General features: G+C 66.4%; 23 protein-coding genes. 4 read left to right on the top strand and 19 right to left on the bottom strand.

Translation table 11 applies throughout. The features are described 5' to 3' along the window. Positions 1-20: 20 nt before the first annotated feature. Both argS and P0D77_RS13770 read left to right on the top strand, forming a co-directional pair. Complete coding sequence (argS, locus tag P0D77_RS13765; protein ID WP_277553674.1) at positions 21-1,784, top strand: arginine--tRNA ligase; 1,764 nt, start codon at positions 21-23, stop codon at positions 1,782-1,784. A 44-nt stretch (positions 1,785-1,828) separates the two neighbouring features. After that, on the top strand, positions 1,829-2,032 hold the full coding sequence (locus P0D77_RS13770; RefSeq protein WP_277553675.1) for a hypothetical protein: 204 nt from the start codon (positions 1,829-1,831) through the stop codon (positions 2,030-2,032). 18 nt (positions 2,033-2,050) lie between these two features. Here P0D77_RS13770 and P0D77_RS13775 read toward each other — a convergent pair whose 3' ends face one another. Together P0D77_RS13775 and P0D77_RS13780 are read right to left on the bottom strand one after the other, a co-directional pair. Next, a complete protein-coding gene (locus P0D77_RS13775) occupies positions 2,051-2,197 on the bottom strand; it encodes a hypothetical protein (protein WP_277553676.1) in 147 nt (48 codons plus the stop codon). 51 nt (positions 2,198-2,248) lie between these two features. Then, the gene (locus P0D77_RS13780; protein ID WP_277553677.1) at positions 2,249-3,634 is read right to left on the bottom strand and encodes a MinD/ParA family ATP-binding protein; all 1,386 of its coding nucleotides are present in this window, start codon (positions 3,632-3,634) and stop codon (positions 2,249-2,251) included. A 208-nt stretch (positions 3,635-3,842) separates the two neighbouring features. Between P0D77_RS13780 and prf1 the strand changes: the two genes are divergently transcribed. Further along, complete coding sequence (gene prf1 / locus P0D77_RS13785; protein ID WP_277553678.1) at positions 3,843-5,099, top strand: peptide chain release factor aRF-1; 1,257 nt, start codon at positions 3,843-3,845, stop codon at positions 5,097-5,099. Positions 5,100-5,186: 87 nt separating this feature from the next. Here prf1 and P0D77_RS13790 read toward each other — a convergent pair whose 3' ends face one another. The 3 genes from P0D77_RS13790 to P0D77_RS13800 all read right to left on the bottom strand — a co-directional run bounded on the left by P0D77_RS13790 (position 5,187) and on the right by P0D77_RS13800 (position 7,487). Further along, the gene (locus P0D77_RS13790) at positions 5,187-6,074 is read right to left on the bottom strand and encodes a DMT family transporter (RefSeq protein WP_277553679.1); all 888 of its coding nucleotides are present in this window, start codon (positions 6,072-6,074) and stop codon (positions 5,187-5,189) included. Between the two features lie 76 nt (positions 6,075-6,150). Continuing rightward, positions 6,151-6,564: a DUF6276 family protein gene (locus tag P0D77_RS13795; protein ID WP_277553680.1), complete on the bottom strand. Its 414-nt coding sequence runs from the start codon at positions 6,562-6,564 to the stop codon at positions 6,151-6,153. 215 nt (positions 6,565-6,779) lie between these two features. Continuing rightward, positions 6,780-7,487, bottom strand: coding sequence for a V-type ATP synthase subunit D (locus P0D77_RS13800; RefSeq protein ID WP_277553681.1), 708 nt, complete (start codon positions 7,485-7,487; stop codon positions 6,780-6,782). A 92-nt stretch (positions 7,488-7,579) separates the two neighbouring features. Between P0D77_RS13800 and P0D77_RS13805 the strand changes: the two genes are divergently transcribed. Further along, on the top strand, positions 7,580-8,833 hold the full coding sequence (locus P0D77_RS13805) for a 5'-nucleotidase C-terminal domain-containing protein (protein WP_277553682.1): 1,254 nt from the start codon (positions 7,580-7,582) through the stop codon (positions 8,831-8,833). A 68-nt stretch (positions 8,834-8,901) separates the two neighbouring features. Here P0D77_RS13805 and P0D77_RS13810 read toward each other — a convergent pair whose 3' ends face one another. The 14 genes from P0D77_RS13810 to P0D77_RS13875 all read right to left on the bottom strand — a co-directional run bounded on the left by P0D77_RS13810 (position 8,902) and on the right by P0D77_RS13875 (position 22,770). Further along, on the bottom strand, positions 8,902-10,326 hold the full coding sequence (locus P0D77_RS13810) for an ATP synthase subunit B (RefSeq protein WP_277553683.1): 1,425 nt from the start codon (positions 10,324-10,326) through the stop codon (positions 8,902-8,904). Positions 10,327-10,329: 3 nt separating this feature from the next. Continuing rightward, positions 10,330-12,093, bottom strand: coding sequence for an ATP synthase subunit A (locus tag P0D77_RS13815; protein ID WP_277553684.1), 1,764 nt, complete (start codon positions 12,091-12,093; stop codon positions 10,330-10,332). Positions 12,094-12,097: 4 nt separating this feature from the next. Next, positions 12,098-12,421 carry a V-type ATP synthase subunit F gene (locus tag P0D77_RS13820; RefSeq protein WP_277553685.1) on the bottom strand — a complete coding sequence of 108 codons (324 nt, stop codon included), beginning with the start codon at positions 12,419-12,421 and terminating at the stop codon, positions 12,098-12,100. Next, a complete protein-coding gene (locus tag P0D77_RS13825) occupies positions 12,418-13,467 on the bottom strand; it encodes a V-type ATP synthase subunit C (RefSeq protein ID WP_277553686.1) in 1,050 nt (349 codons plus the stop codon). The genes P0D77_RS13820 and P0D77_RS13825 overlap by 4 nt, the downstream gene beginning before the upstream one ends. Further along, positions 13,460-14,044, bottom strand: coding sequence for a V-type ATP synthase subunit E (locus P0D77_RS13830; RefSeq protein ID WP_277553687.1), 585 nt, complete (start codon positions 14,042-14,044; stop codon positions 13,460-13,462). Before P0D77_RS13830 ends, P0D77_RS13825 begins: the two co-directional genes overlap by 8 nt. Before the next feature lie 21 nt (positions 14,045-14,065). Beyond that, a complete protein-coding gene (locus tag P0D77_RS13835) occupies positions 14,066-14,323 on the bottom strand; it encodes a hypothetical protein (protein ID WP_277553688.1) in 258 nt (85 codons plus the stop codon). A gap of 168 nt (positions 14,324-14,491) precedes the next feature. Continuing rightward, positions 14,492-16,729: a V-type ATP synthase subunit I gene (locus tag P0D77_RS13840; protein WP_277553689.1), complete on the bottom strand. Its 2,238-nt coding sequence runs from the start codon at positions 16,727-16,729 to the stop codon at positions 14,492-14,494. Next, positions 16,716-17,048: an ATP synthase archaeal subunit H gene (gene ahaH / locus P0D77_RS13845; protein ID WP_277553690.1), complete on the bottom strand. Its 333-nt coding sequence runs from the start codon at positions 17,046-17,048 to the stop codon at positions 16,716-16,718. Before ahaH ends, P0D77_RS13840 begins: the two co-directional genes overlap by 14 nt. 95 nt (positions 17,049-17,143) lie before the next feature. Further along, positions 17,144-18,562 carry an aryl-sulfate sulfotransferase gene (locus P0D77_RS13850; protein ID WP_277553691.1) on the bottom strand — a complete coding sequence of 473 codons (1,419 nt, stop codon included), beginning with the start codon at positions 18,560-18,562 and terminating at the stop codon, positions 17,144-17,146. Positions 18,563-18,619: 57 nt separating this feature from the next. Beyond that, positions 18,620-20,026: an NCS2 family permease gene (locus P0D77_RS13855; protein ID WP_277553692.1), complete on the bottom strand. Its 1,407-nt coding sequence runs from the start codon at positions 20,024-20,026 to the stop codon at positions 18,620-18,622. Positions 20,027-20,134: 108 nt separating this feature from the next. After that, positions 20,135-20,848, bottom strand: a complete 714-nt coding sequence (locus P0D77_RS13860; RefSeq protein ID WP_277553693.1) for a phosphoribosyltransferase family protein — start codon at positions 20,846-20,848, stop codon at positions 20,135-20,137. Positions 20,849-21,025: 177 nt separating this feature from the next. Continuing rightward, positions 21,026-21,559: an orotate phosphoribosyltransferase gene (gene pyrE / locus P0D77_RS13865; protein ID WP_277553694.1), complete on the bottom strand. Its 534-nt coding sequence runs from the start codon at positions 21,557-21,559 to the stop codon at positions 21,026-21,028. A gap of 51 nt (positions 21,560-21,610) precedes the next feature. Beyond that, positions 21,611-22,120 carry a hypothetical protein gene (locus P0D77_RS13870; RefSeq protein WP_277553695.1) on the bottom strand — a complete coding sequence of 170 codons (510 nt, stop codon included), beginning with the start codon at positions 22,118-22,120 and terminating at the stop codon, positions 21,611-21,613. 92 nt (positions 22,121-22,212) lie between these two features. Continuing rightward, positions 22,213-22,770, bottom strand: a complete 558-nt coding sequence (locus P0D77_RS13875) for a CDP-2,3-bis-(O-geranylgeranyl)-sn-glycerol synthase (protein WP_277553696.1) — start codon at positions 22,768-22,770, stop codon at positions 22,213-22,215. Between the last annotated feature and the right edge of the window lie 20 nt (positions 22,771-22,790).

Genomic DNA, 22,790 nt, shown 5'->3' on the forward strand with positions numbered 1-22,790 from the left:
CGGCGGGGGAAGCGACGCGCATGTTCAGACAGTTCCGGTCGGCCGTGGCGGGAGCGCTCACCGACGCGCTCGCGGACCTCGGCTACCCGACCGACGACCTCGGTATCGAGGATCCGCCGGACGACGTCGACGCCACGCTCGCCTCCAGCGTCGCGTTCCGACTGGCGGGCGAAGCGGGGGCACCACCGCCGCAGGTCGCCGCAGAAGTCGTCGACGCCGTCGACGTGGACACGACGGAGTACCTCGCGCGCGTCGAGACGAACGGCCCGTACGTGAACTTCTTCGTCGACGACGCCTACCTCGCGGACACGCTCGACGCCGCCCGCGACGAGGCGTACGGTCACCTCCCCGACCGCGAGGAGTCCGTCGTCGTCGAACACACCTCTGCGAACCCGACAGGGCCGGTCCACGTCGGCCGCGCCCGCAACCCGATCATCGGCGACGCCGTCGCCAACGCCATCGAGTACGCTGGCTACGACGTCGACCGCCACTACTACGTCAACGACGCCGGCCGGCAGATGGCCGTGTTCACGTGGGCCTACGAGACGTTCGATGAGGCCGACCTCCCCGACCCGGAACGCGACAAACCCGACTACGACCTCGTGCGCTACTACCGCGCGGGCAACGCCTTCCTCGAAGACGGCGACGAAGCCGAGGTGGAGGCCGCCGAAGCCGAGATTCAGTCGATCATGCAGGGACTGGAGGAGGGCGACGAAGAGACGTACGAGCGAGTCAGCGAGGTGGTCGACACCGTCCTCGCGGGGATGCGCGAGACGCTCGGTCGTCTCCCCGCGGAGTTCGACGAGTTCGTCAAAGAGACGCAGTTTATGCGCGACGGCTCCGCCGACGACGTGGTCGAGCGCCTGCGCGACCTCGACGAGTCGGTGTACGAGGAAGACGCCTGGCAACTCGACCTCTCGGCGTTCGGCATCGAGAAACTGCTCGTGTTCCTCCGCTCGGACGGCACGACGCTGTACACCACCCGCGACCTCGCCCACCACGAGTGGAAGTTCGACAACTACGACCGCGCGGTGACGGTCATCGGCGAGGACCACAAACTCGCCTTCGACCAACTCCGCTACGCCTTGGAACTGCTGGGGCACGACACCGACCAACTCGAACAACTGTTCTACTCGTGGGTGAACCTCCCCGGCGGCGAGGGGATGAGCACCCGCGCGGGCACGGGCATCGACCTCGACGACCTGCTCGACGAGGCCATCGACCGCGCCCGCGAGGAGGTCGAACGCCGGATGGACGACCGCATCCGCGACGACGACCTCACCGAAGCAGACGTCGAGCGCATCGCTCGACAGGTGGGTATCGGCGCCGTCCGCTACGACATCGTGAGCAAACAGCCGACGAAGTCCATCACCTTCGAGTGGGACCGCGCGCTCGACTTCGAGGCCCAGTCGGCGCCGTACGTCCAGTACGTCCACGCGCGGTGTTGCGGCATCGTCGAGGAAGCAGGTGACGAGGGGCTCGCACCCGACGCCGAAGTCGACCCCGCGGCGCTGTCGACACCCGAGGAACGCGACCTCCTCCACATCATCGCGCAGTTCCCCGCCGTCGTCGAGGAGGCCGCCGAGGACTTGGAACCGCACCGCGTCGCCACCTACACCCGCGAGTTCGCGGAGACGTTCAATGCCTTCTACCGCGAGTGCCCCGTCCTGACGGCCGACGACGAGGCGACCCGCGAGGCGCGACTCGCACTCGTCGTCGCCGCCCGCCACACCGTCGCGAACGCGCTCGACGTCCTCGGGGTCGAAGCCCCCGAGTCGATGTAAGGGTCGGGCACCACACTTACGGCCCATCTGCTCGTTCTCTCGCCGTGTCTCGCTCGGACGCCGCTGCCTCCCCTGTCGCGTCGGCGCTCGCCGAACCGCTCGCAGTCGTGACGCTGTGGCTGGTCGTGTTCGTCGTCGCCGACGTCCTCGCGCCGCCGCTGCTGTCAGACGTCGTGGTCGCGGGCGTCGCTGGTGGTGTCGCGTTCGCAACCTCGCATCGATACCTCCGCGCGCGACAGAAACAGTAGGACCCGACTGCGCCGCGTCTACGCCAACGTCGGCAGCAGCGTCCCGGCGGGCGTGATCAGACTGCCACCCACCGAGAGGACCGCGACTGCGCCCAGACCGAGCGCGAGGACGATGAAGACGAGGATCCACCAGACCGGCACAGATTCGTTCCCTGCTTGGCTCATACTCGGGAGAGGCGGCGGAGGAGAAAAGAAACTCCCGATTCGTACGGACGGCTAGCGGAACAGTCGACCGAGGAAGCCACCGTCGTTTTTCTTCGACTGCTCATCGTCGTCGTCCGGCTCTTCGGTCTGTTTGGCCTCCTCGGTTCGCTCTTTGCCCTGTTGGGCGAACGGGATCACGTCGTCGGCTATCTCGGACGACTCCTCGGATTCGGACTCGGCCTCTGCGATGGTGACGGCGTCGTCGTCGGTGCCGTCCCCGTTGGGTTCGGTGTCCTTTCCGGCGTCGTCGGCAGCGTCGCCATCCTCGGTGTCCTCGCTGGCGTCGTCGCCGACCGCGTCGCCATCCTCGGTGTCCTCGCTGGCGTCGTCGCCGACCGCGTCGCCCGCGCCCTCGTCGCTGCCGTCGCGGAACTCGGCGTACTCCTCCTCGTCGAGGACGGTGCCGCGGGCAGCGGCCGCCGCCGCGTCCTCTTCGGAGTCTGCATCCTCGTCGTCTTCGAGGATCACCGCGTCGTCCTCCTCGGGTGGGAGGTCCTCGTCGCCAGTCTCGTCCTCGTCGCCAGTCGTAATGTCGCCCTCCTCTGCTGTGTCGTGCTGGTCTGTGTCGTCGCCGCTCAACTCGGCCAGCGAATCTTCGTCGGCCGATTCCGGCACCGGAGTGTCGTCGGCAGCGTCGGCGGCATCGGCGTCCGCCTCGTACTCGGGGTCATCAGGCGTCGACTCCGACTGTTCGGGCGTCGGTGCCGCGCGGATCGGCTTCCCGGTCAGCGACGAGGCGAGCGAACGATACGCGGCCGCGGCGTCGCTGTCGGGCGCGTGCATCGACACCGGAACCCCCGCTGCCTGCGCCGCCTCGATCACCGGGTCGTCTGGGATCGCACCCAGCACGGGCACGTCCACATCGCCGGTGTCCTCGTCACCCTCGGCCTGATTGAGTGCGATCCCGACGACCTCGCCGCCGAGTTTCGCCGTCAGGTCCTGCGTCTTTCGGGTGTTCACGAGGCCGTCGCGCGTCGGCGTCGACACGAGGAGGACGCCGTCGGCGACCGACAGCGGGAGAGCGGTCTGGTGGGTCAGGCCCGCGCCAGTGTCGACGATGACGAAGTCCGCGCCGGTGATGCTCTCCAACACGCCGACGATTTCGGACGGATCGGCCTTTCGGAAGTCGTCGAGCGTCTGTCCGCCGGGGAGGACCGCGAGTCCGTGTGGCCCCTCGTACGACGCCTCCGGCGGGTCGGCCTCGCCGGCGAGCACATCGTGTAGTGTCACCTCACCCGGTTCGACACCGAGCGTCGCCCCGAGGGTGGCAGACCCCAGGTCGGCGTCGACGGCTACCGTCTGGTAGCCCGCGGCCGCGAGTGTCGCCGCGAGGTTGGCGGCGGTGGTGGTCTTTCCAACCCCGCCTTTGACGCTCGCGACGGCGAATATCTTCGGCATTTACCGTGGCTACGGCGGGCACTCGTTATAAACTTGGTTCCCATCTCACTGCGACCCATTACTCCACAGACACGAGCGTCGAGTATACCTCACCGGTGGAGACAGCGGAAGACGAGACGGCTAGCCTGCGGGACGATCGCACTGCGATGTGACCGCCGAGGTCGGTAGTCAACAGGTACTTACCCCGCGGCCAGCGAATTACACCGTAATGGCCAGCGACGCGCAGGGAGAGCAACCGAGCGAGGATCGCCGGAAGTACGAGTTCCGGAAGGTGCTCGACGAACTCGACGACTTCGAGGGTTCGGGCACCCAGCTCGTGACGATCTACATCCCCGACGACAAGCAGATCTCCGACGTGGTCGCCCACGTCACCCAGGAGCACAGCGAGGCGGCCAATATCAAGTCCAAGCAGACGCGGACGGCCGTCCAGGACGCCCTCACCAGCATCAAAGACCGCCTCCGCTACTACGACGTCTACCCGCCGGACAACGGCATCGTCATCTTCTCGGGCGCGGTCGACTCCGGCGGCGGGCGCACGGACATGGTGACGAAGGTACTCGAGTCGCCGCCGGAGCCCATCCAGTCGTTCCGCTACCACTGCGACTCCAACTTCCTCACCGGCCCGCTCGAGGATATGATGACGGACAAGGGCCTGTTCGGGCTCATCGTCCTCGACCGCCGCGAGGCGAACGTCGGCTGGCTCAAGGGCAAGCGTGTCGAGCCCGTGAAGTCGGCGTCGTCGCTCGTTCCCGGTAAGCAGCGGAAAGGTGGCCAGTCCGCACAGCGGTTCGCCCGCCTGCGCCTGGAGGCCATCGACAACTTCTATCAGGAGGTCGCCGGGATGGCGGACGACCTGATGGTCGACAAACGCCACGACATCGAGGGCATCCTCGTCGGCGGCCCATCGCCGACGAAAGACGAGTTCCTCGACGGCGACTACCTCCACCACGAACTCCAGGACTTAGTCGTCGGTAAGTTCGACGTCGCGTACACCGACGAGTCCGGCCTGTACGACCTCGTCGACGCCGCACAGGACGTGCTAGCCGACCAAGAGGTCGTCAAGGACAAACGACAGATGGAGGAGTTCTTCGAGAAACTCCACACCGGCGAGCAAGCCACCTACGGCTTCGAGCAGACCCGGCGCAACCTCATTATGGGGTCGGTCGACCGCCTCCTGCTCTCGGAGGACCTCCACCACGACGTCGTCACCTACACCTGCCCGAACGGGCACGAGGAGCGCGAAGTCGTCGAGCGCCGGCACTCCACGCCCAACCACGAGTGTGAGGAGTGCGGCGAAGAGGCCGAGGCGGGCGAGCGCGAGGACGTCGTCGAACACCTGATGAACATCGCCGACCAGCGCGGGACGGAGACGAAGTTCATCTCCACCGACTTCGAGAAAGGCGACCAACTGATGGACGCCTTCGGCGGCATCGCCGGGATTCTTCGCTACTCGACGGGCGTGTAAGCACGTCCCGCGCGCGGTCGTCTGCTGGCTTCGGTCACGTCCCCGCCTTTCGGGGGACTCGTTGCGTCGACGAGCGTCGACTGTGGTTCACGCGCCACTCGTCTGCACCAGCGTCACTCCGACGACGACGAGGACGCCGCCGACGAGCATCGTCGCCGTCACTGGCTCTCCGAGGAAGACGACGCCCAACACGACCGCGACCGTCGGCTCTAACGTGGAGAGGACGCCCGCTCGCCCCGCGCCGACCCGAGTGAGGCCGGCGAAGAACGCGAAGATGGCGAACGCCGTCGCGACGACGCCGAGTGCGACGACCGACCCCCAGCCGACGGCCGTCGTCGGAATCGTCACCGTCTCGGTGACTGCGGCGATGCCCGCGAGCGAGATGGCTGCCGCTGGGGTCACGTACGCCGTCAGCACTCGCACGTCGACCGTCTGCAGCGTCGCTCGCGAGACGACGATGTATACGCCGTACAGCGCTGCCGCCCCCAGCGTCGCGACCGCGCCCACCAGATCGAACGCCGCCGCTCCGGTTAGCGAGATGAGCGCAACGCCCGCCAGCGACACCGCGGCCGCAGCGACCGTCCGAACGCCGACCGTCTCGTCGAGGAACGCAGACGCCAGCGCCACGACGAACAGCGGATACGTGTAGAAGATGACTGCCGCCAGTCCCGCCGACATTCGCTGGACGCCCACGAAGAACCCGACGCTGAGGCCCGCGTACCCGACCGCACCGAGTGCGATCGCGACGAGCGCCTCACGCGCGGGCAACCGCAGCGACGGGAGCGTCGCGGGCCGCAACGTGCGCGCCGCGAGTAAGCCCGTCCACACGACGGCCGTCCCGACGACGAACCGCAGCGTGAGCACCGACGGCACAGACAGGCCAGCGCGAAACGCCACTTCGCCGAGGACGCCGAGCGTTCCGAACGCGGCCGCCGCCGACAACACCAAAAGCGACCCGGTCGTGTCGCGGTCCATCCGTTCGGTCGGGTTCGAGGCGGACCGGAGTCATACGTCTTCCTGTCCACGTCGCCGTCCTGTCACCCAGTTCGGCTCAGGTGCCGCCGGCGAGCAACGAATCTAACTGGTAGGCGCGCCGCTCCAAGTCGAACTCGGGGACGATCTCGCCGTCGTGGACGGCGTCGACGAGGCGGTCGAGCGTCAACTCCACGTCCACGCCGTTGGCCTCCGCGTACTCCCGGCACGCGCGGGCCGCCTCCTTTCGTAACGCGATAGACGGCAGCGTGTTCACGAGGAGGGCCAGCGCTGCGCCGCCTTCGCCGGCGGGGAACGACTCGTCGATGCGGTCGAACGCGGGGTCGTCAGCGGGTGTCTCGTCGGTTGCCGCAGTGACGGCCAAGCAGTGCGGGCAGACGGCGGCGGTCGCGTGTCCGTCTGGTGCGTGCGTCTCCAACTCGTCCGGGACCGCGAACACCACCACGTCGATGTCACAGTGGGAACAGTTCATACGACTCCGGTACTACTCATCCACCGTAAACGCACGGGTTACGGTGGTTTGTGACTCGCGAAGTGACAGCGGGTGTACCGAGACGGTATGCTGGCTGGCACTGAGTGCCGCGGCGTTCGCGGCGCACGTAGTCGCGAGCGTCGAACGCGTACGACGAGTGCACAAGCGGGAAACGCGAGACCGAAAACGAGAACGGACGAGAGAACGGCGGCGGTTCAGTCGTCGCTTTCGACGACGCCGGCCTCAACGACCTCGGCGGCCGCTTCCTTCGCGGCGGTTTCCTCCTCGGCCTTCTCCTCTTCTTCCTTTTTGGCTTTGATCTTCTTGAGGCGGAAGATCTCTTCGCGCTCCTGTTCTTCGAGTTTCTGCTCGATGTAGTCCTTGTTCTTGTTGAGTTCGGGCAGGAGTTTGAACTCCAGTGCGTTGACGCGGCGCTTCGTCGTCTCGATCTCTTTGAGCATCTTCTTCATCGCCGTCTCCACCTCGGCGGCGAGGATGATCGACTCTAGCAGTTCCTCGTAGGCATCCGCCGCCTCGTCGATCCGTGCCGAGGAGCCAAGGAGGCCGTAGCCACGCTCGTCGAGGTTCTTCCGCACCTTCGACGATTCGATCTGCGGGACGACCACGCCCATAATGTTCTTCGACTGGGTCGTGATCTCGGGGTGTTCTTTCAGCGCCGCCGCCGCGCCGCGGACGGCCACGTCACCCTCCATCGCACGGGCCTTGTTGATCTTCTCTTGGGCGGTGTCGTAGTTGGTCTCGAGTTCGTCGCGGACGTCCTGTGCCTGGTCGAGGATGTCCATGAACTCCATAATGAGGCCGTCTCGCTTCTGTTCGAGCGTGTCGTGGCCTCGCTCAGACAGATCGATACGATCCTCGATCTCCATCAGGTTCTTCCGGGTCGGCTTGACGTCCTCCGCCATAGTCTTGCGCGGAGATTGCGCGGCGAGGGTGTTAATGCTTGTTAGTCGACCCTGCGAGGAACGGTTTTGTGTCGGGCAGCCGCAGGTATCCTGTGTCCCACTCACCCGCGGTCCTCGCGGTCCACGACGTCGAGACCGCCTTCGACCACCCCGACCGGATCGGCCGCCTCGCCGCGACCGTCGGTGGCCGCGATGACCGGACCCTCCTCCTCGACGCGGGAGACACGACCGCGATGGGTGCGCTCGCGGTCGTCTCCGACCGCGGTCGGACCGAGGCGGTCGCCTTCCACGACGCGGTCGCCCCCGACGCCCACGTCCCCGGTAACCACGACTTCGACGAGGGACTCGGAACCCTCGCCGAGTTCGTCGCCGCGACACCCGGTGACTGGCTGGCGGCGAACGTGCCCGCAGTCGATTTGCCTGGCAGCACCGTTCTCGATGCCGCCGACGAGACGGTCGGTGTCGTTGGCGTCTGTCACCCGAAGACCCCCGACATCTGTCGGGCGGTTCGAGACGTCGAGTTCACCGACCCCGTCGAGGCCGCCCGACGGGAACTGACGGCGCTCCGGGACCGAGGTGTCGACCGTGCGGTCGTCCTCTCACACTGCGGCGCACGCGACCGCGACATCGCCCGCGGAACCGACGCAGACGCTGTGGTGGGTGGCCACCTCCACGAGTGTCGAGTCGCTCGGGTCGAAGGGACGCTCCTCGCCCGCGGCGACGGCGGCGGTCGCGACGTGGTCCACGTGGCGCTTGGCGACCGGCCGGACGCCCGGATCGTCGAGACGGCCGGCGTCGACGCCGCTGGCGACGTCGCCGACGCCTATCGGAGGCGACACGCCGAAACCAGCCTCGACGACCGAGTCGCTCAACTATCCGAGGGTGTCGAACAGTCCGATGTCGTCCGGTTCGTCGCCGATGCCTACCGAGTGCGAGCGGACGCTGACGCCGGCTTGGCCGTCTCGGCGGCGGTCCGCGAACCGCTCCCCGCCGACGTGGAGGAACGACACCTCGTCGGGACGGTCCCGTTCGAGTCGCACCTCGTCGCCGTCGACGTGGCCGGCGCGGACCTCCGTGCGGCGCTACGGACCTGCCGCGACCCGCTCGACGACACACACGGCCACGTCGTCTGGGCCCGCGCAGACGTCGACAACCTCACTGTCGACGGTGACCCCGTTCGTGAGCGCGACCGCTATCGGATCGCGTGTACGACCTACGAGACGGAGACGGGGCTGCTGCCGGGTCTGGCGTCGGACTGCGTCGTCGACGACTGCGGCCTCCAGTACGAACACGTCGTCGCGTACGCACGCGACGGCGGACTCGGCGTGGCGGACGACCGAGCGTAACGACGCCGAGCGCCGCGGCTCCCGACCGGAGTGGCTCGAAAGAAGATAGGCGACGTGCGCCGTCGGTATCAGTCCGCGGAGACTTCCTCGGCCTCGGCGCCGGCCGAGACGTCCTCGCGGTAGTGTTCCTCGATGAGGTCCTCGTCGACGCGGTTGAGTTCCTCCTTCGGCAGCGTCGACAGGAGGTCCCAGCCGAGTTCGAGCGTCTCGTCGATGGTACGGTTCGTGTCGAAGCCCTGCTGGACGAACTGCTCCTCGAACGCGTCCGCGAAGTCGAGGTACTTGTTGTCACGCTCCGACAGCGCCTCGCGACCGACAATGTTCACGAGGTCGCGCAGGTCTTCACCCTCCGCGTACGCCGCGTACATCTGGTCGGAGACGTCGGCGTGGTCCGCGCGGGTGAGTCCCTCGCCGATACCGTCGTCCATCAGGCGCGACAGGCTGGGCAGCACGTTCACTGGCGGCTTGATGCCCTGGCTGTGCAGGGGACGGTCCATCATAATCTGCCCCTCCGTGATGTACCCCGTCAGGTCGGGGATCGGGTGCGTGTCGTCGTCACCCGGCATCGTGAGGATGGGAATCTGCGTGACGGAGCCGTCACGGTCCTTGAGGCGACCGGCGCGCTCGTACAGTTGCGCCAAGTCGGTGTACATGTACCCGGGGTAGCCACGGCGTCCGGGCACCTCCTCGCGGGCGGCACCGATCTCACGAAGCGCCTCACAGTAGTTCGTCATGTCTGTCAGGACGACGAGCACGTGGTACCCCTTGTCGAACGCGAGGTACTCGGCGGTGGTGAGCGCCAGGCGCGGTGTGACCGTCCGCTCGACTGCGGGGTCGTCCGCGAGGTTCATGAAGACGACCGAACGCTCCAGTGCGCCGGTGCGCTCGAAGTCGTCCATGAACTCGTTGGCCTCCTCCTGCGTGATGCCCATCGCACCGAAGATGACTGCGAACTCCGTCTCCTCGCCGTCCTCGGAGTTCTCCTCCGGCACGGTCGCCTGCCGCGCAATCTGCAGCGCCAGGTCGTTGTGCGGGAGCCCGGAGCCCGAGAAGATCGGGAGCTTCTGACCGCGGACGAGCGTGTTCATCCCGTCGATGGCCGAGACGCCCGTCTGGATGAACTCCTCGGGGTACTCGCGGCTGTACGGGTTGATCGCCGCGCCGACGATGTTCCGGCGCTCGTCGGGGACGATCTCCGGGCCGCCGTCGATGGGGTTACCGGAGCCGTCGAGCACGCGGCCGAGCAGGTCCTCGGTCACGGGCATCTTCAGCGTCTCGCCCAGGAATCGGACCGAGGCGTTGCGGTCGATGCCGGTGGTTCCCTCGAACACCTGGATGGCGACGATGCCGTCCTCGGATTCGAGGACCTGACCGCGCTTCGTCTCGCCGCTCGGCGTCTCGATCTCGACGATCTCGTCGTAGCCGATGGGTTCGTCGACCTCGGCGTACACCAGCGGGCCGCTGACTTCCGTGATGGTTTGGTACTCTTTCATGGTTCAGTAGAGCGAGCGGATCTGCTCGGTGATGTCGGCTTCGAGCTCCTCCACGAACGCTTCCCAGTCTTCCTGGGTCGCAATGCGGTTGAGCTTCGGCGCCGCGTCGATGTTGGTGACGTCCTCGATGGGTACACCAGCGTCGAGCGCGTCGAACGCCTCGTCGTTGAACGTCTGGATCGTCGAGAGGATCGCGTACGTCTTCTCGGGCGGACAGTACATGTCCACGTCGATGAACGCGTTCTGCTGGAGGTAGCCCTCACGCAGGTAGCGCGCGACCTCGAGGGTGAGCTGCTGGTCCTCGGGCAGGGCGTCCTTCCCGACGAGCTGGACGATCTCTTGGAGTTCGCCCTCCTCGTCGAGCGTGTCGACGGCCCACTGCCGCCTCTCGGGCCAGTCCTCGGCGACGTTCTCCTTGAACCACGGGTCCAGCTGATCCTGGTACAGCGAGTACGACTCGTTCCAGTTGATCGCTGGGAAGTGGCGGCGCTCGGCCAGGTCGGCGTCGAGCGCCCAGAACGTCTTGACGATACGCAGGGTGTTCTGCGTGACCGGCTCGGAGAAGTCGCCGCCGGGCGGCGAGACCGCGCCGATGACCGAGACGGAGCCTTCGGATCCGTTGATGTTCTCGAAGTAGCCGGCGCGCTCGTAGAACTCTGCGAGGCGCGCGGCGAGGTACGCGGGGTACCCCTCCTCACCGGGCATCTCCTCCAGACGGGAGGAGATCTCGCGCATCGCCTCCGCCCACCGCGAGGTGGAGTCGGCCATAAGCGCCACGTCGTACCCCATGTCGCGGTAGTACTCCGCGATGGTGATGCCGGTGTACACGCACGACTCGCGTGCGGCAACGGGCATGTTCGACGTGTTCGCGATGAGCGAGGTGCGGGCCATCAGCGAGTTGCCCGTCTTCGGGTCCTCCAGTTCGGGGAAGTCCTCGATGACCTCGGTCATCTCGTTGCCACGCTCGCCACAGCCGACGTAGACGACGATGTCGGCGTCGGCGAACTTGGCGAGGCTGTGCTGCGTGACCGTCTTCCCGGAGCCGAACGGCCCCGGAATCGCCGCGGTCCCGCCCTTGGCGATGGGGAAGAGGCCGTCGAGGATGCGCTGGCCCGACACCAGCGGAGTGCGCGGGGTGCGCTTCTCGATAGTCGGTCGCTTTTCGCGGACCGGCCACTCCTGCCGCATCGTGACCTCCTCGCCGTTCTCAAGCGTGACGACGGGGTCTTCGACGGTGAGTTCGCCATCTTCGACGCTCTCGACGACGCCACCCTCGTAGTCCGGCGGCACCATCACCTTGTGTTCGATGGTGACCGTCTCGGGGACGACGCCCACGATGTCGCCGGGTTCGACTTCGTCGCCGACCTCGACCTCGGGAGTGAACTCCCACTCCTTCTCAAGGTCGATGCCGGGCGCGTCGACACCGCGGTCGAGGAACGCGCTGTTCATCTTCTCTTCGAGCACGTCGAGCGGGCGCTGCACGCCGTCGTAGATGGCGTCCAGCATCCCTGGCCCCAGGTCGACGGTGAGTGGTTCGCCCGTGTTCTCGACGGGTTCGCCGGGGGCAACCCCGGAGGTCTCCTCGTACACCTGGATTGTCGTGACGTCGCCTTCGATCTCGATGACCTCGCCCATCAGCCCTTCGTCGCCGACGTAGACGACGTCGTTCATGCGGGCGTCGAGGTCGACGGCCTTCACGACCGGGCCGCTCACGCTGTTGATGCGTCCGGTTCCTTCGGTCGGTTCGGTTTCGCTTGCCTGACTCATGTGTTCACTCGTCCTCGTCCATCAGGTCGATCCCGATGGCTCTCTTGATCTGTTCGCGTAGGCCGCTCCCGGCGCCGCCGCCGAGCGTGACCAACACCGGTTCGACGCTTCCCTCAACGTCTCTACGGACAGTCCGCGAGAGGTGGTCGAGGTCCTCGTCGAGCATCACCACGATGCCGACGTTGTCGTCGGCGAGCGTCGACTCCACCGCGTCGTCGAGGCGCTCGTCTTTCTCCTCGTCGGGAATGTTCTCGCACTTGCGGACGCCGGCGAGTCGGAACCCGGTGGTGAACTCCGGACTACCGATGACCGCGATTTCCTGACTCATATGATCACCAGTTCGTCTTCGATCTCCTCGGGGGAGAGGTCGGCCTCCTTGCCACGCGCGATAGCGCGGATGTTGTCGACCTCGCGTTCCTTCGCGAGCACGTACGACACCACCGGCGTCACCGACAGCGGGTGAACGAGCCCCAGCGAGTCCGCGTACTCCAGCAGGGCCGCTTCGAGCGCGTGCTCGAAGGCGATGAGGCTGTCAGCCTCCTCGAGTTCCGACAGCGCCGACGACAGTTCGTCGCCGTACCGCGACTCGCGGATGCGCTGGACCAACTCGTCGGTGTTGGACGCGAGTTGCGTCAACTCCGCCGCCGAGAACAGCACGCCGCCCTCGATGAAGTACTCCGAGGGGTCAATGTCCGCGCCAGAACGCGAGAGCCGTAGCGTGTTGATCGCGTTACGGAAGTCGATCTCTGCTTCGAGGAACTCGCGGTACTCGCCGAGCGCCTCACCAGTGAGGTCGTCGGTTCGCAGCAGACTGTAGTACGCGCGGTCGACCGCGTTCTCCAGCGGCACGAGCACGCCCGTCGACTCGTAGTCGTCGAGCGCCTCGGCCAGCGAGCGCCCGAACACGGTGCCCGCCAGTAGCTCGACAACCTCCTCGATGGTGCCGGCGTCGAGCAACTGGTCGATCAGTCGGTCTGAGAACTCGCCCGCTCGAATGAGGTCGTCGTTGACCGCATCTCGCTCGGTGTCGGCGTAGATGCCGCGCAGCACGGTCTTGATGTTCCACGCGTCGAACTTGCGGAGGTACCGGGCGACGTGGCCGTACAGCGCACCGTCGCACCACTTCAAGATGGCCTCGAAGTCCTCCGCGAGACTCGCGTTGAGCGCGTACTCGATGAGGTCGACGCCCGAGAACCGCGACCCGAGGGCGTTGATCTCTTCTTCGTACGCCGGCGATTCCTCCATGAACCGGGCGATCTCAGCCGGGCTCATCCTGACGAGTTTCCGGTAGTCGTCCACCTCGTATAGCGCGGCTCGGCGCGATCGCACGCGAGCGTTGACGTATTCGGGGTTCGACGTGCCGGTGTTACTCATCTTCGAAGAGTCGGTCGCTCAGCTGCTTGAGGTTGTCTTCCCAGACGGCCTCAAGCACCGAGTCGAACGTGTTGTTCACCCGGACGCGCGACTCCTCGCTCTCGACGACGACGCCGCCGAGACACTCGCGGTCGCCAGCGAACGACCAGCCCTCGTAGTCGGCGAGGATCTCCGTGAGGAGTTCCTCGTCGTCGGCGCGACCGTGGACAGCGACGGACTCGTTGTCGTCGAACTCCGGTGCAGCCGCGTCGAGCAGCGAGCGGGTCAGTTCCTCACGCTCGTCACCCTCGAGGTCGGCGATGGCCGCCTCGGTCTGCTCGCGGACGTCCGCCAGCACGTCGCGGCGAGCCTCGAGGCGCTGCTGTTTCGCCTCCAGTTTCGCTGCCGAGAGCGTCTGTTCGCGCTCCTGTTCGATCTGTCGTTCGACGTCCTGTTCCCGGCTCTCGATGATCTCGTCGGCCTCCTCCTCGGCCTCGGCGACGATCTCCGCTGCGCGCTCCTCCGCGTCTTCTTGGATTTCCTCTGCACGCGCGCGGGCCTCGTCTTCGATGTCTTGGACGACTGTCTCCAGACTCATAATGGAAAGGGAGGGGGCGGTTTAGACCAGGAAGATGGTGACCAGTGCGAGGATGACGAGAGTCTCCGGGAGGACGGTGAAAATCAGCCCGGACACGAAGAGGTCGTCGTCCTCAGCAACAGCGCCAATCGCGGCCGAACCGATGCCGCGCTCGGCGTACCCCGCGCCGAACGCCGCGAGACCAACCGCGAGCGCCGCCGCCGCGTTGGCGGTCAGTGCGGGGGAGCTGCTACCTTCCTGCAGTACAACGTTGCCGATTTCGGATGTGAGTTCGAGCATGGTATTCGGTAGGCGGGTGCCTAACTCCGGACAGGTCGTGTTTGGACCCAGAGAGTGCATAAAGGTTCCCAAAGCGAACGACGAGACGGTGAAAAACAGCCGATAGGAGCCGCAGCTGTGTGTGACTCTGTCACACCGAACGCAGGTGAAGCCGCGGCCGTGAGCGGACTACTCCTCGGCGGTGTAGCGTCGCTCGTGGCCGAACGGCAGGTACTCCGTACCGCCGCCGTCGAAGAACTTCGAGAAGAACTCGTAGTACTCCAGACGGACGGCCTGCAGGCCGGCAGAGGTGACCCCGAGCGCGAGCACGAGGATGTGCCCGAGCACGAGGATCAACAGGCCACCGACCACGGCGGCCGCACCGCCGTGGACGAGGCCGCCGAACATAATCGCCTCACGTCCGTACTCTGCGGCGTAGTAGTCGGGGCCGTTACTGAGCATAAAGTGGAACTCGCCGTCGTGCTCGTACGCCCCGAAGAACAGGAGGTTGACGACGAACGCCATCCCCGCCTTCGCGAGCAGCACTGCGGCGATCCGGGTGTAACTCAGCACGTTCACCAGCACGTCGAAGATCTCGAGGATCTCGGCGGGCGCACCGATCAACAGCAGGAGCGCACCGACGAGGAACATCGCGAACCCGAGGTAACCGACGACGGCCGGGAAGCCGCTGAAGCCGAGCGCGAACGCTGCCTTCTCGCTTCCCGTCCCGTCGAAGACGGTGTAGATGAACTCCGGCGCGGTGCCGGCGGCGGCCTCACTGAACACGAGCAGCCAGAGGCCGTTCATCCCCAGCAGCCACGAGCCTTTCTCGGTGATCGCGGCTTTCGCGCCGTGGAACTCCAGTTCCTCAAGGAACCCGAGGACGTAGCCGATGTTCAGGTGAAGCAGCGCGACGAGCGTCGAGACGACGAGCCACGCCTGTGCCCAGTAGAGGTCCGTCGGCTGGAGGCCCTTGTGGATCGGGGCGCTCGACAGACCGACCGTGCCCTCCCAGAAGTACGTCGAGATGCTGTGAAGGCCGAATATCTCCCCGTAGAAGATACCGAACAGGATGGTGAACAGCCCTGCGGCGATGGTGACGCCGCCCATCGACTTGAACGCCGGCGAGTCGAACTTCGAGTACAGGAAGTAGCCGATAGCGGTGTACAGCAATCCGTACCCGAAGTCACCGATCATGAACCCGAAGAACGCCGGGAAGGTCAAGAACAGGATCAGCGACGGGTCGAACTCGCGGTAGTTCGGCCGGCCGACCGCCTGCACCAACACTTCGAACGGTGCGACGAGGGCGCTGTTCTTCTGGATCACCGGCGGGTCGTCGTTGCGCATCACGACCGCGCCACCGGAGCCGTCTGCGACGGCCCGGGTTGGCTCTTCGCTGCTCTCGGCAGATTCCGGCTCCGTCTCCGGACCAGCGTCCTCGACGGACGGCGGCACGTCCTCGCGGACCTGCACTTCGCCGTCGGCGCCGAACGACGCCTGTTCGAGTTCTTCGACCTCGACGTGGTTGCCGACCGCGTCCTGCACCGCAGACGCGAACTTGGTGTAGCGTTCGGTCGGGATCCAGCCTTCAGCGACGAACGCGTTGCGCGTCGTCGCGAACGACAGCGGCGCTTCCGCCTTCTGGACCTCGATTGCGAGCGTCTCCTCGGCCGCCAGCAGGAAGCCCGCGGCCTCCTCGCGCTTGGCGTCGAGTTCGCTCTCGACGCTCTTGAGTTCGCGTTCCAGCGTCTCTTTCTCGGACTCGAGTTCGCTGATGTAAACGCTGGGCGAGACGTTGTCGCCCTCGACGTCGGGCACGTCCAGTCCGGCGAACTCCGCACTCACCAACGCGTCGAGCAGTGCGTCCTCGTCGGCGTCCGAGTCGGGACGCGCGAACACGGCGAGGACGTCGTCGCCGTACACCTCGTACTCGCTGAGGTCGGTGGCGTCGACGACCGCTCGCTCGACTGCGTCGCGGTCTCCCTCACCGACCACGACCTGCAGCGAGTCGTACCCCTGCAAGAGGTCGAGGTCGATGTCGAGTTGCGCGAACGGTTCGACCGCGTCGATGCGCTCTTCGACGGAGCGCAGTTGCGACCGCAGTTCGTCGCGCTGGTCATCGAGGGCGTTGACCTCGTCTCGGAGGTCCGCCACGCCCGTCGCCAGTTCGTCCTCGTCGAGGACGCGGGTCGGCCCCGCGTCGTCGTCGTCGACGTCGAGGATGGACTTGAGCGAGCGAACCGTGACCAGTTTGTCCGCGGCCCCCTCAGCTTCCGCTTGCGGGGACCCCTGATCGAAACCCTCCCAGCCACCGTCGTACTCGGTGACGTGGAGGAGGTTCATGTCGTGGACCGTCTCGACGACCGAGTCCAAGTACGCCTTGGATCCGGTCACCGAGACCTTGCTCATCTGCTCAGGCCTGAGCATGTACCGCCTCCTCGAACCGTTCCACTGCGAACTCGACGACCTCCTCGACACGTTCGGTCGCCTCGTCCGCGAGTGCTTTCCGCTCGCGGCGGCCCTCCGCGATGATCTCCTCACGTTTCTCCTCGATTTCCTCGCGCGCTTCTTCGAGGCGTTCGGCCTCGATGCGATCGGCCTCCGCCTCGGCCTCGGCAAGGATCTCGTCAGCCTCCGTCCGGGCCTCCGAGATACGCGCCTCGCGGTCGGCCTCCGCCTGAGAGACAATCTCTTCGGCTTCGGCTTCGGCCTCCTTCACGCGTTCGAGAACTTCGGGTCTCGGCATAGGTACTCGTCGTCGTGAGTTTGCCCACGTCGATATAAGGTGTTTGCGGAACGTTCGTGTGGGGGTTTCCCCCGAAGTTCGCGGCCGTCTCGAGGTTATCGCGTTCGTACGTCCTCGACTGCTCGGCGCATCCCAGCCCGAATCTGTGCGCGCTGGGCGATCACTTCCCCGAACAGCCACCCGAGGAGGACGACCGCGCCGGCAACCACGCCGGCGAACGCCCACGACCCCATCCAGACCGGACGGATCCACGGTGTCACGCCCGACCACGTATCGGCGAACTCGGTCGCGGGGCCGGAGACCACCGTCCCGGCGAACGTGTTCTGCACCGCCGCCGAGAACGTCAGCGAGTCGCCGGTTCCCTCGATGAGGCCGGCAGACCCGTACAGTCGGTACGAGCCAGTGACGCCCTGGTCGGTCATCGTCGGCCCGTTCGACCCGTCCCCAGTCGCGACCCGTTCGGCGTCGTACGGCCCCCACGTCGCGTAGTACTCCCAGACGATTTCACCGCGCGGCGTCACTTCGATGACGCGGTGGTTCAGCGAGTCCACGATGAGTGTGTTGCCGTTGGGGAGGCGGTCGGCGTCACGCGGCCACGACAGTTGTCCGGTGCCGAGTTCCCACGTCAGTTCCCACTCACCGTCGCGCAGTTCGTACTCGACGACGCGGTCGTTCTCGGAGTCGGCGACGAGGATCGTGGGATCGCCGTCCTCGCTCACCAGCCAATCGGGGTTGTGCTGTTCGTCCAACACGTCGTGGTTCCCGTCGCTCCCGAGTCGGTAGTCGATATCCTTCGTCGAGCGATTGATCACGATGGCCTGATCGAAGTTGCGCGGCGAGACGAGGTACTGCCCCTCGGCGATGCGGTCGACGTCGTTGACGTGCGTCCAGTCCTCGTTGAAGCCGCCGTCCGTGTCGTTGGGGTAGTGCTTGCGGAACGTCCACTCCCAGACGACCTCGTCGGTCGTCCGGTTGTACACGAGGACGCGGTCGTCCGAGCGGTCGGCCGACTCGTTCCACTGGCGCATATTCGCGATGAGGAGGTCCCCGTTGGGGAGCATATCCACGTCGTGCGTGTCGGTGAAGTCGAACCGCTCCGTCCATACCGGTTCACGCGTCTCGGGGTCGAGTTCGGCGATGGTCGTGCCGTCGGGGTTCGTTCCGACGACGAGGAGGTTACCGTTGGGGAGTGGGTCGACGTCGTAGAACCAGCGGGCGTTCTGGTTCGACCCGTTGTACACCCACTCGGTGTCGCCGTCCGAGGCGACGCTCACGAGACGGGCGGGCTTCTTCTGTGAGCCCTGCCCCTGGAAGTGGAACCCCTGAATCGCGACGACGGTCGAGCCGTTGGCCTCGCGGTCGATGGTCCCGGCTTCGAGGCCGACGGTGCCGGGCGTCCCGGCGTCCGCGGGCGTGAACGCCTGCACGGCGGCGGGCGCGAACAGGCCCACGACCACGAGGGCCGCGAGCACCCGCGCGGCCGTCCGCCGCGAGACGGGGAGGGTGACTGACATACCATAACGCTGGGATGTGGCCTAAAAACTCTTGTACTCCGTGCCGAGCGTCGCCGCTCAGACCGCCGCGGTCAGGACGCCGCTCGTCCGCACGAAGAAGTAGACGACGAACGCCGCCGCCAGCGCCCAGTGACCCGGACGAACCTCGTCACCGCGACCGGCGGCGAGTTTCACGAGCGGGTACGAGACGATGCCTGCGGCGATGCCGTACGCGATGGAGTACGTGAACGGCATGATGAGGATGGTCATCCCGGCGGGGATGGCGACCGTGAGGTCGTCCCACGCGAGTTCGACCACGTTGCGAAGCATCACGATGCCGATGACGACCAGCGCGATGTGGCTCGCGTACAGCGGAACTGCCGCGGCCAGCGGAACGAACGCCAGCGAGACGAGGAACAGCAGACCGACGACGAGCGCGGTCATCCCGGAGCGACCGCCTTCCTCGACACCGGCAGCGGACTCGATGTAGGTGGTGACCGTCGAGGTGCCGAGCATCCCGCCGACAGTGGTGCCGACCGCGTCGGCCATCAGCGGCTTGTCGATGTCGGGGAGGTCACCCTCGTCGTCGAGGAAGCCCGCGACCTGCGAGACGCCGACGAGCGTCCCCGCGGTGTCGAAGAAGTCGACGAAGAAGAACGTGAACACGATCAGCGAGAACACGAACGCGTCGACGTCCTGCAGGCCGGTGACGAACGCGCCCGCGAGCGGTGAGATATCGTACGTCGGCTGTGCCGAGAGGTTCCCGAGCAGTTGCGCGTCGGGCGCGAGACCGGCCGCCTTCACGACACCGCCGAGCAGCGCGGTGAACAGGATACCGATGACGACAGATCCCGTGACGCCACGGGCGTACAGGCCGAACGTGAAGAACAGGCCGACGATGGAGACGATAGCGATGGGATCGGAGGCGACTGCACCGAGCGTGATGAGCGTCGCCGGGTCATCGACGACGATGCGCATCGCGTCGAGGCCGATGATCGCGAGGAACAGTCCGATACCCGTCCCGACGGCGAGTTTCACGGGCGTCGGGAACGCGTTGATGACGTACTCACGCGCCCCGACAGCGGTGAGGATGATGAACAGAATGCCCTCGACGACGACCGCCGCGAGCGCCGTCTGCCACGGGACGCCGAGTGCCCCGACGACGGTGAACGCGAAGAAGGCGTTCAGGCCGAGGCCGGGTGCCTGCCCGAACGGCCGTTTCGCGTACAGTGCCATGATGAGCGTCGCCACCGCCGCGGCGATGAGCGTCACCACCGCGACCATCTGGATGGTCTGTGGGTACGGCGTGTTCGGGAGAATGATCCCCGGCTTCTCACCCTCGATGCCGACGAGGATGCTCGGATTCACGAACACGATGTAACTCATCGTCAAGAACGTGGACAGACCCGCGACGACCTCGGTCCGCATGTCCGTCCCGAGTTCGTCGAAGTCGAAGTAGTTCGCCAGTTGCTGTTGCAGCCCCATACCGGCACGCTTGTGCATATTTTACTTAAGGATTCGGCTTTCGGGCGAGAAGATATGCACGAACGAGGATATTTGTTGCCGGATACCCGTCAGTAAACAGAGAGGTCGTCAGTCGAACCGGGTCAACGCCCCCACCGGAGCGTCGGTGAGTTCGCTGGCGCGTTCGGTTCCCTCGTCCCCGACGGCGATGAGTGCGAACACGCCGGCCACCTCCGCGTTCGCCTGCAGGGCGATGTCGAGGAGTAGTTCCTGCGTCTCGCCCGACCGGATGAGGTCGTCGACGACGAGGACAGACTCGCCGGCGTCGATGGCCTCGGCGGGGAGGTAGTACGTGAGTTCGATGCCGGAGGCGAGGCGTTGGCGCGACTCGATGAACTCCTCGACGGCCGTCTCCTTCGACTTCTTCGCGTATGCGACACGGGCGTCGAAGTGACTCGCCATCGCCGCACCCAGCGTGATGCCGTCCGTCGCGGCCGTCAACACCACGTCGGGCGTCTCGAACCCGAACGACTCGGCGGCGACCGGAGCCACGAGGTCGAGGAACGGTTGGTCGAAGACGACGCCGGAGTTATCGACGTACCCCTCCTCGTCGAAGCCGATTCTCGCTTCCAGTTCCTCCGCGAGCGTCTCCCGACCGATGCCGCCGACGACTTCCTGCGCGCGGTCGGCACCGGGGAGGACGTGGCCGTTGACGTAGCGATTCAGGTCGCCCGCCGGTAGCCCCGTCACCTCGGCGAGTTCGTCGTACGTTCGCGTCTCCTTCAGCGTGCGCAACACGGCGACCGCCTGCAGTTGGAGGGCGGCCTTCTCGGCGCGGTTCATACACATATGCTCGTTCGTGCAAGTATGAACACTTCGAATCGCTAACGGCTCAGCATCAACAGATATGCGTAAGCGTGTGACCACACCAGCGCGACTTCATCACGGTCGAACGGCGAATCCGTAGAATCGGAGTCGGAGGAGTCAGCGAGGGATCGCGTCTGCGAGTCGACCGCGACCTCAGCGGTCTTCGAGGAGTCGCGACGCGGTCAGTACAGACTCCAGTTCGATATCGTGTTCTGCGAGCAGTTCCGACGCGCCCTCCTCGCGGTCGACGACGACGAGGACGCGGTCGACGACCGCGCCAGCCTCGCGGAGTGCTTCGACGGCGTCGAGCGCCGACTGGCCCGTGGTCGCGATGTCCTCCAACACGACGACCTCCTCGCCTTCTTCGAGGTCACCCTCGATGCGGTTGCCGGTGCCGTACTCCTTGGCGGCCTTGCGGACGATGACGTACGGCGAGTCCGTCTCGACGGCGGTGGCGGCGACGAGTGGGACCGCGCCGAGGGCGACGCCAGCGAGTTTGGCGTCGCCGACGCGGTCGGCGAACGCGTCCGCGATGAGGCGGAGGCAGGTGGGGTCGGTCTCGAACTGGTACTTGTCGACGTAGTAGTCGCTCGTCCCGCCGTGGGACAGTTCGAACTCGCCGAACAGGACGGCATCGGCGTCACGAAGCGCGGCGATGAGGTCGGCGCTCGCGTCGGTGTCGCTCATATCTCCGAGAGGAGGGCGGCCCCGCGAAAGGTTATCGGTCCGCGGTTGCGGTCAGTTCGCCGCCTCACACCGCTGGACGACGCTGGCGGGCACGGGGACGTTCACTTCGTAGGCGTCGACCGTGTGGTCGGCGGCACGCCCCTCGAAGACGACGCGGTACGTCGACCCCTGCGTCGGGCACGCGAGTGCGCTCCGTCCGGTGATGCGTGCCTCGCCGGTGTCGGTCCGCAGACTCGACCACGGAACGCGCGTGCCCGCGTCGTCGACGACGACGACTCGGTCGACGGAGGGCACCTCGCCGTCTGGGTGACTGATGACGATGGCCGTGTCGTCTCCTTCGGCGTCGACGCCGAACGAGAAGCCGTCGGGGCGGTCGATGGGTTCGCCGCCGAGGCCGGTGGCGACGACGCCGCCGATGCCCGCGACGCTCGCCGCCGCGAGCAACATAAACGCCATCGCGATGTTCGGGAACATCGTCCGGACGTACTCGCGGGGAGAGAGACGCTCCTCGTCCTCTTCGTCGGGGGCGTCGGGCATCTCCGCGGCGTCCGGATCGCTCATACCGTGACGACCGCGGGGCCGAGTGAAAACCACGTCGCCCCGATTCTCAGGAGTGATTCAGTCGGAGTCGTCGCCCGGTCGGTTCGACACCCTCACCACGGTTCGTTCTTCACGCCGATGACGTACGCGCCGACGTTGGTGACGACGTGCAACACCGGCGTCGCGACGAGGACGACTACGAGTCGTTCGAGCGTGAACGTCGCGAGCGTCCACGCGGGCGCGAGGACGAGTGCGACAGCCAACGCTCCGGCGACGAAGTCGAGTTGATCCAAGCCGGGGAACGCCGCGCCGCGTTCGCGACCCGAGCGACGCTTGACGAACGACGCGCCGATGTCGCCGAGCATCGCGCCGAACGCGAGTCCGAACGCGGCCAGCGGCGGGAACACCGGGAGCGCACCCGCCGCGAGGCCTGCCGTGTCAGCCACGAACGCGTTCACGGCGTTCAACACGAACGCGAGTGCGACACCGGCCGCGGTACCGACAGCGGTGCCGCGCCACGTCTTCCCGTCGCCGAGGACTCGACGCCCACCCCAGGTCCGTCCGCCGTCGATGGGCGCGCCGCCGCCGGCGAGGACAGCGGCGTTGTTCGGCACGTACGCCGGCAACATCGCCCAGAGCGCGCCCGCGACGACGACCACGAGTTCAGCCATCTACTCCGCGTTGCTCCCCG

This window comes from Halobaculum limi (assembly GCF_029490015.1).
GTDB lineage: Archaea > Halobacteriota > Halobacteria > Halobacteriales > Haloferacaceae > Halobaculum > Halobaculum limi.

Excerpts from the sequence above, each read along its gene's own strand:
- argS (WP_277553674.1), top strand. The coding sequence starts at position 21 with ATGTTCAGACAGTTCCGGTCGGCCGTGGCGGGAGCGCTCACCGACGCG.
- P0D77_RS13775 (WP_277553676.1), bottom strand. The coding sequence starts at position 2,197 with ATGAGCCAAGCAGGGAACGAATCTGTGCCGGTCTGGTGGATCCTCGTC.
- P0D77_RS13780 (WP_277553677.1), bottom strand. The coding sequence starts at position 3,634 with ATGCCGAAGATATTCGCCGTCGCGAGCGTCAAAGGCGGGGTTGGAAAG.
- prf1 (WP_277553678.1), top strand. The coding sequence starts at position 3,843 with ATGGCCAGCGACGCGCAGGGAGAGCAACCGAGCGAGGATCGCCGGAAG.
- P0D77_RS13790 (WP_277553679.1), bottom strand. The coding sequence starts at position 6,074 with ATGGACCGCGACACGACCGGGTCGCTTTTGGTGTTGTCGGCGGCGGCC.
- P0D77_RS13795 (WP_277553680.1), bottom strand. The coding sequence starts at position 6,564 with ATGAACTGTTCCCACTGTGACATCGACGTGGTGGTGTTCGCGGTCCCG.
- P0D77_RS13800 (WP_277553681.1), bottom strand. The coding sequence starts at position 7,487 with ATGGCGGAGGACGTCAAGCCGACCCGGAAGAACCTGATGGAGATCGAG.
- P0D77_RS13810 (WP_277553683.1), bottom strand. The coding sequence starts at position 10,326 with ATGAAAGAGTACCAAACCATCACGGAAGTCAGCGGCCCGCTGGTGTAC.
- P0D77_RS13815 (WP_277553684.1), bottom strand. The coding sequence starts at position 12,093 with ATGAGTCAGGCAAGCGAAACCGAACCGACCGAAGGAACCGGACGCATC.
- P0D77_RS13820 (WP_277553685.1), bottom strand. The coding sequence starts at position 12,421 with ATGAGTCAGGAAATCGCGGTCATCGGTAGTCCGGAGTTCACCACCGGG.
- P0D77_RS13825 (WP_277553686.1), bottom strand. The coding sequence starts at position 13,467 with ATGAGTAACACCGGCACGTCGAACCCCGAATACGTCAACGCTCGCGTG.
- P0D77_RS13830 (WP_277553687.1), bottom strand. The coding sequence starts at position 14,044 with ATGAGTCTGGAGACAGTCGTCCAAGACATCGAAGACGAGGCCCGCGCG.
- P0D77_RS13835 (WP_277553688.1), bottom strand. The coding sequence starts at position 14,323 with ATGCTCGAACTCACATCCGAAATCGGCAACGTTGTACTGCAGGAAGGT.
- P0D77_RS13840 (WP_277553689.1), bottom strand. The coding sequence starts at position 16,729 with ATGCTCAGGCCTGAGCAGATGAGCAAGGTCTCGGTGACCGGATCCAAG.
- ahaH (WP_277553690.1), bottom strand. The coding sequence starts at position 17,048 with ATGCCGAGACCCGAAGTTCTCGAACGCGTGAAGGAGGCCGAAGCCGAA.
- P0D77_RS13850 (WP_277553691.1), bottom strand. The coding sequence starts at position 18,562 with ATGTCAGTCACCCTCCCCGTCTCGCGGCGGACGGCCGCGCGGGTGCTC.
- P0D77_RS13855 (WP_277553692.1), bottom strand. The coding sequence starts at position 20,026 with ATGGGGCTGCAACAGCAACTGGCGAACTACTTCGACTTCGACGAACTC.
- P0D77_RS13860 (WP_277553693.1), bottom strand. The coding sequence starts at position 20,848 with ATGAACCGCGCCGAGAAGGCCGCCCTCCAACTGCAGGCGGTCGCCGTG.
- pyrE (WP_277553694.1), bottom strand. The coding sequence starts at position 21,559 with ATGAGCGACACCGACGCGAGCGCCGACCTCATCGCCGCGCTTCGTGAC.
- P0D77_RS13870 (WP_277553695.1), bottom strand. The coding sequence starts at position 22,120 with ATGAGCGATCCGGACGCCGCGGAGATGCCCGACGCCCCCGACGAAGAG.
- P0D77_RS13875 (WP_277553696.1), bottom strand. The coding sequence starts at position 22,770 with ATGGCTGAACTCGTGGTCGTCGTCGCGGGCGCGCTCTGGGCGATGTTG.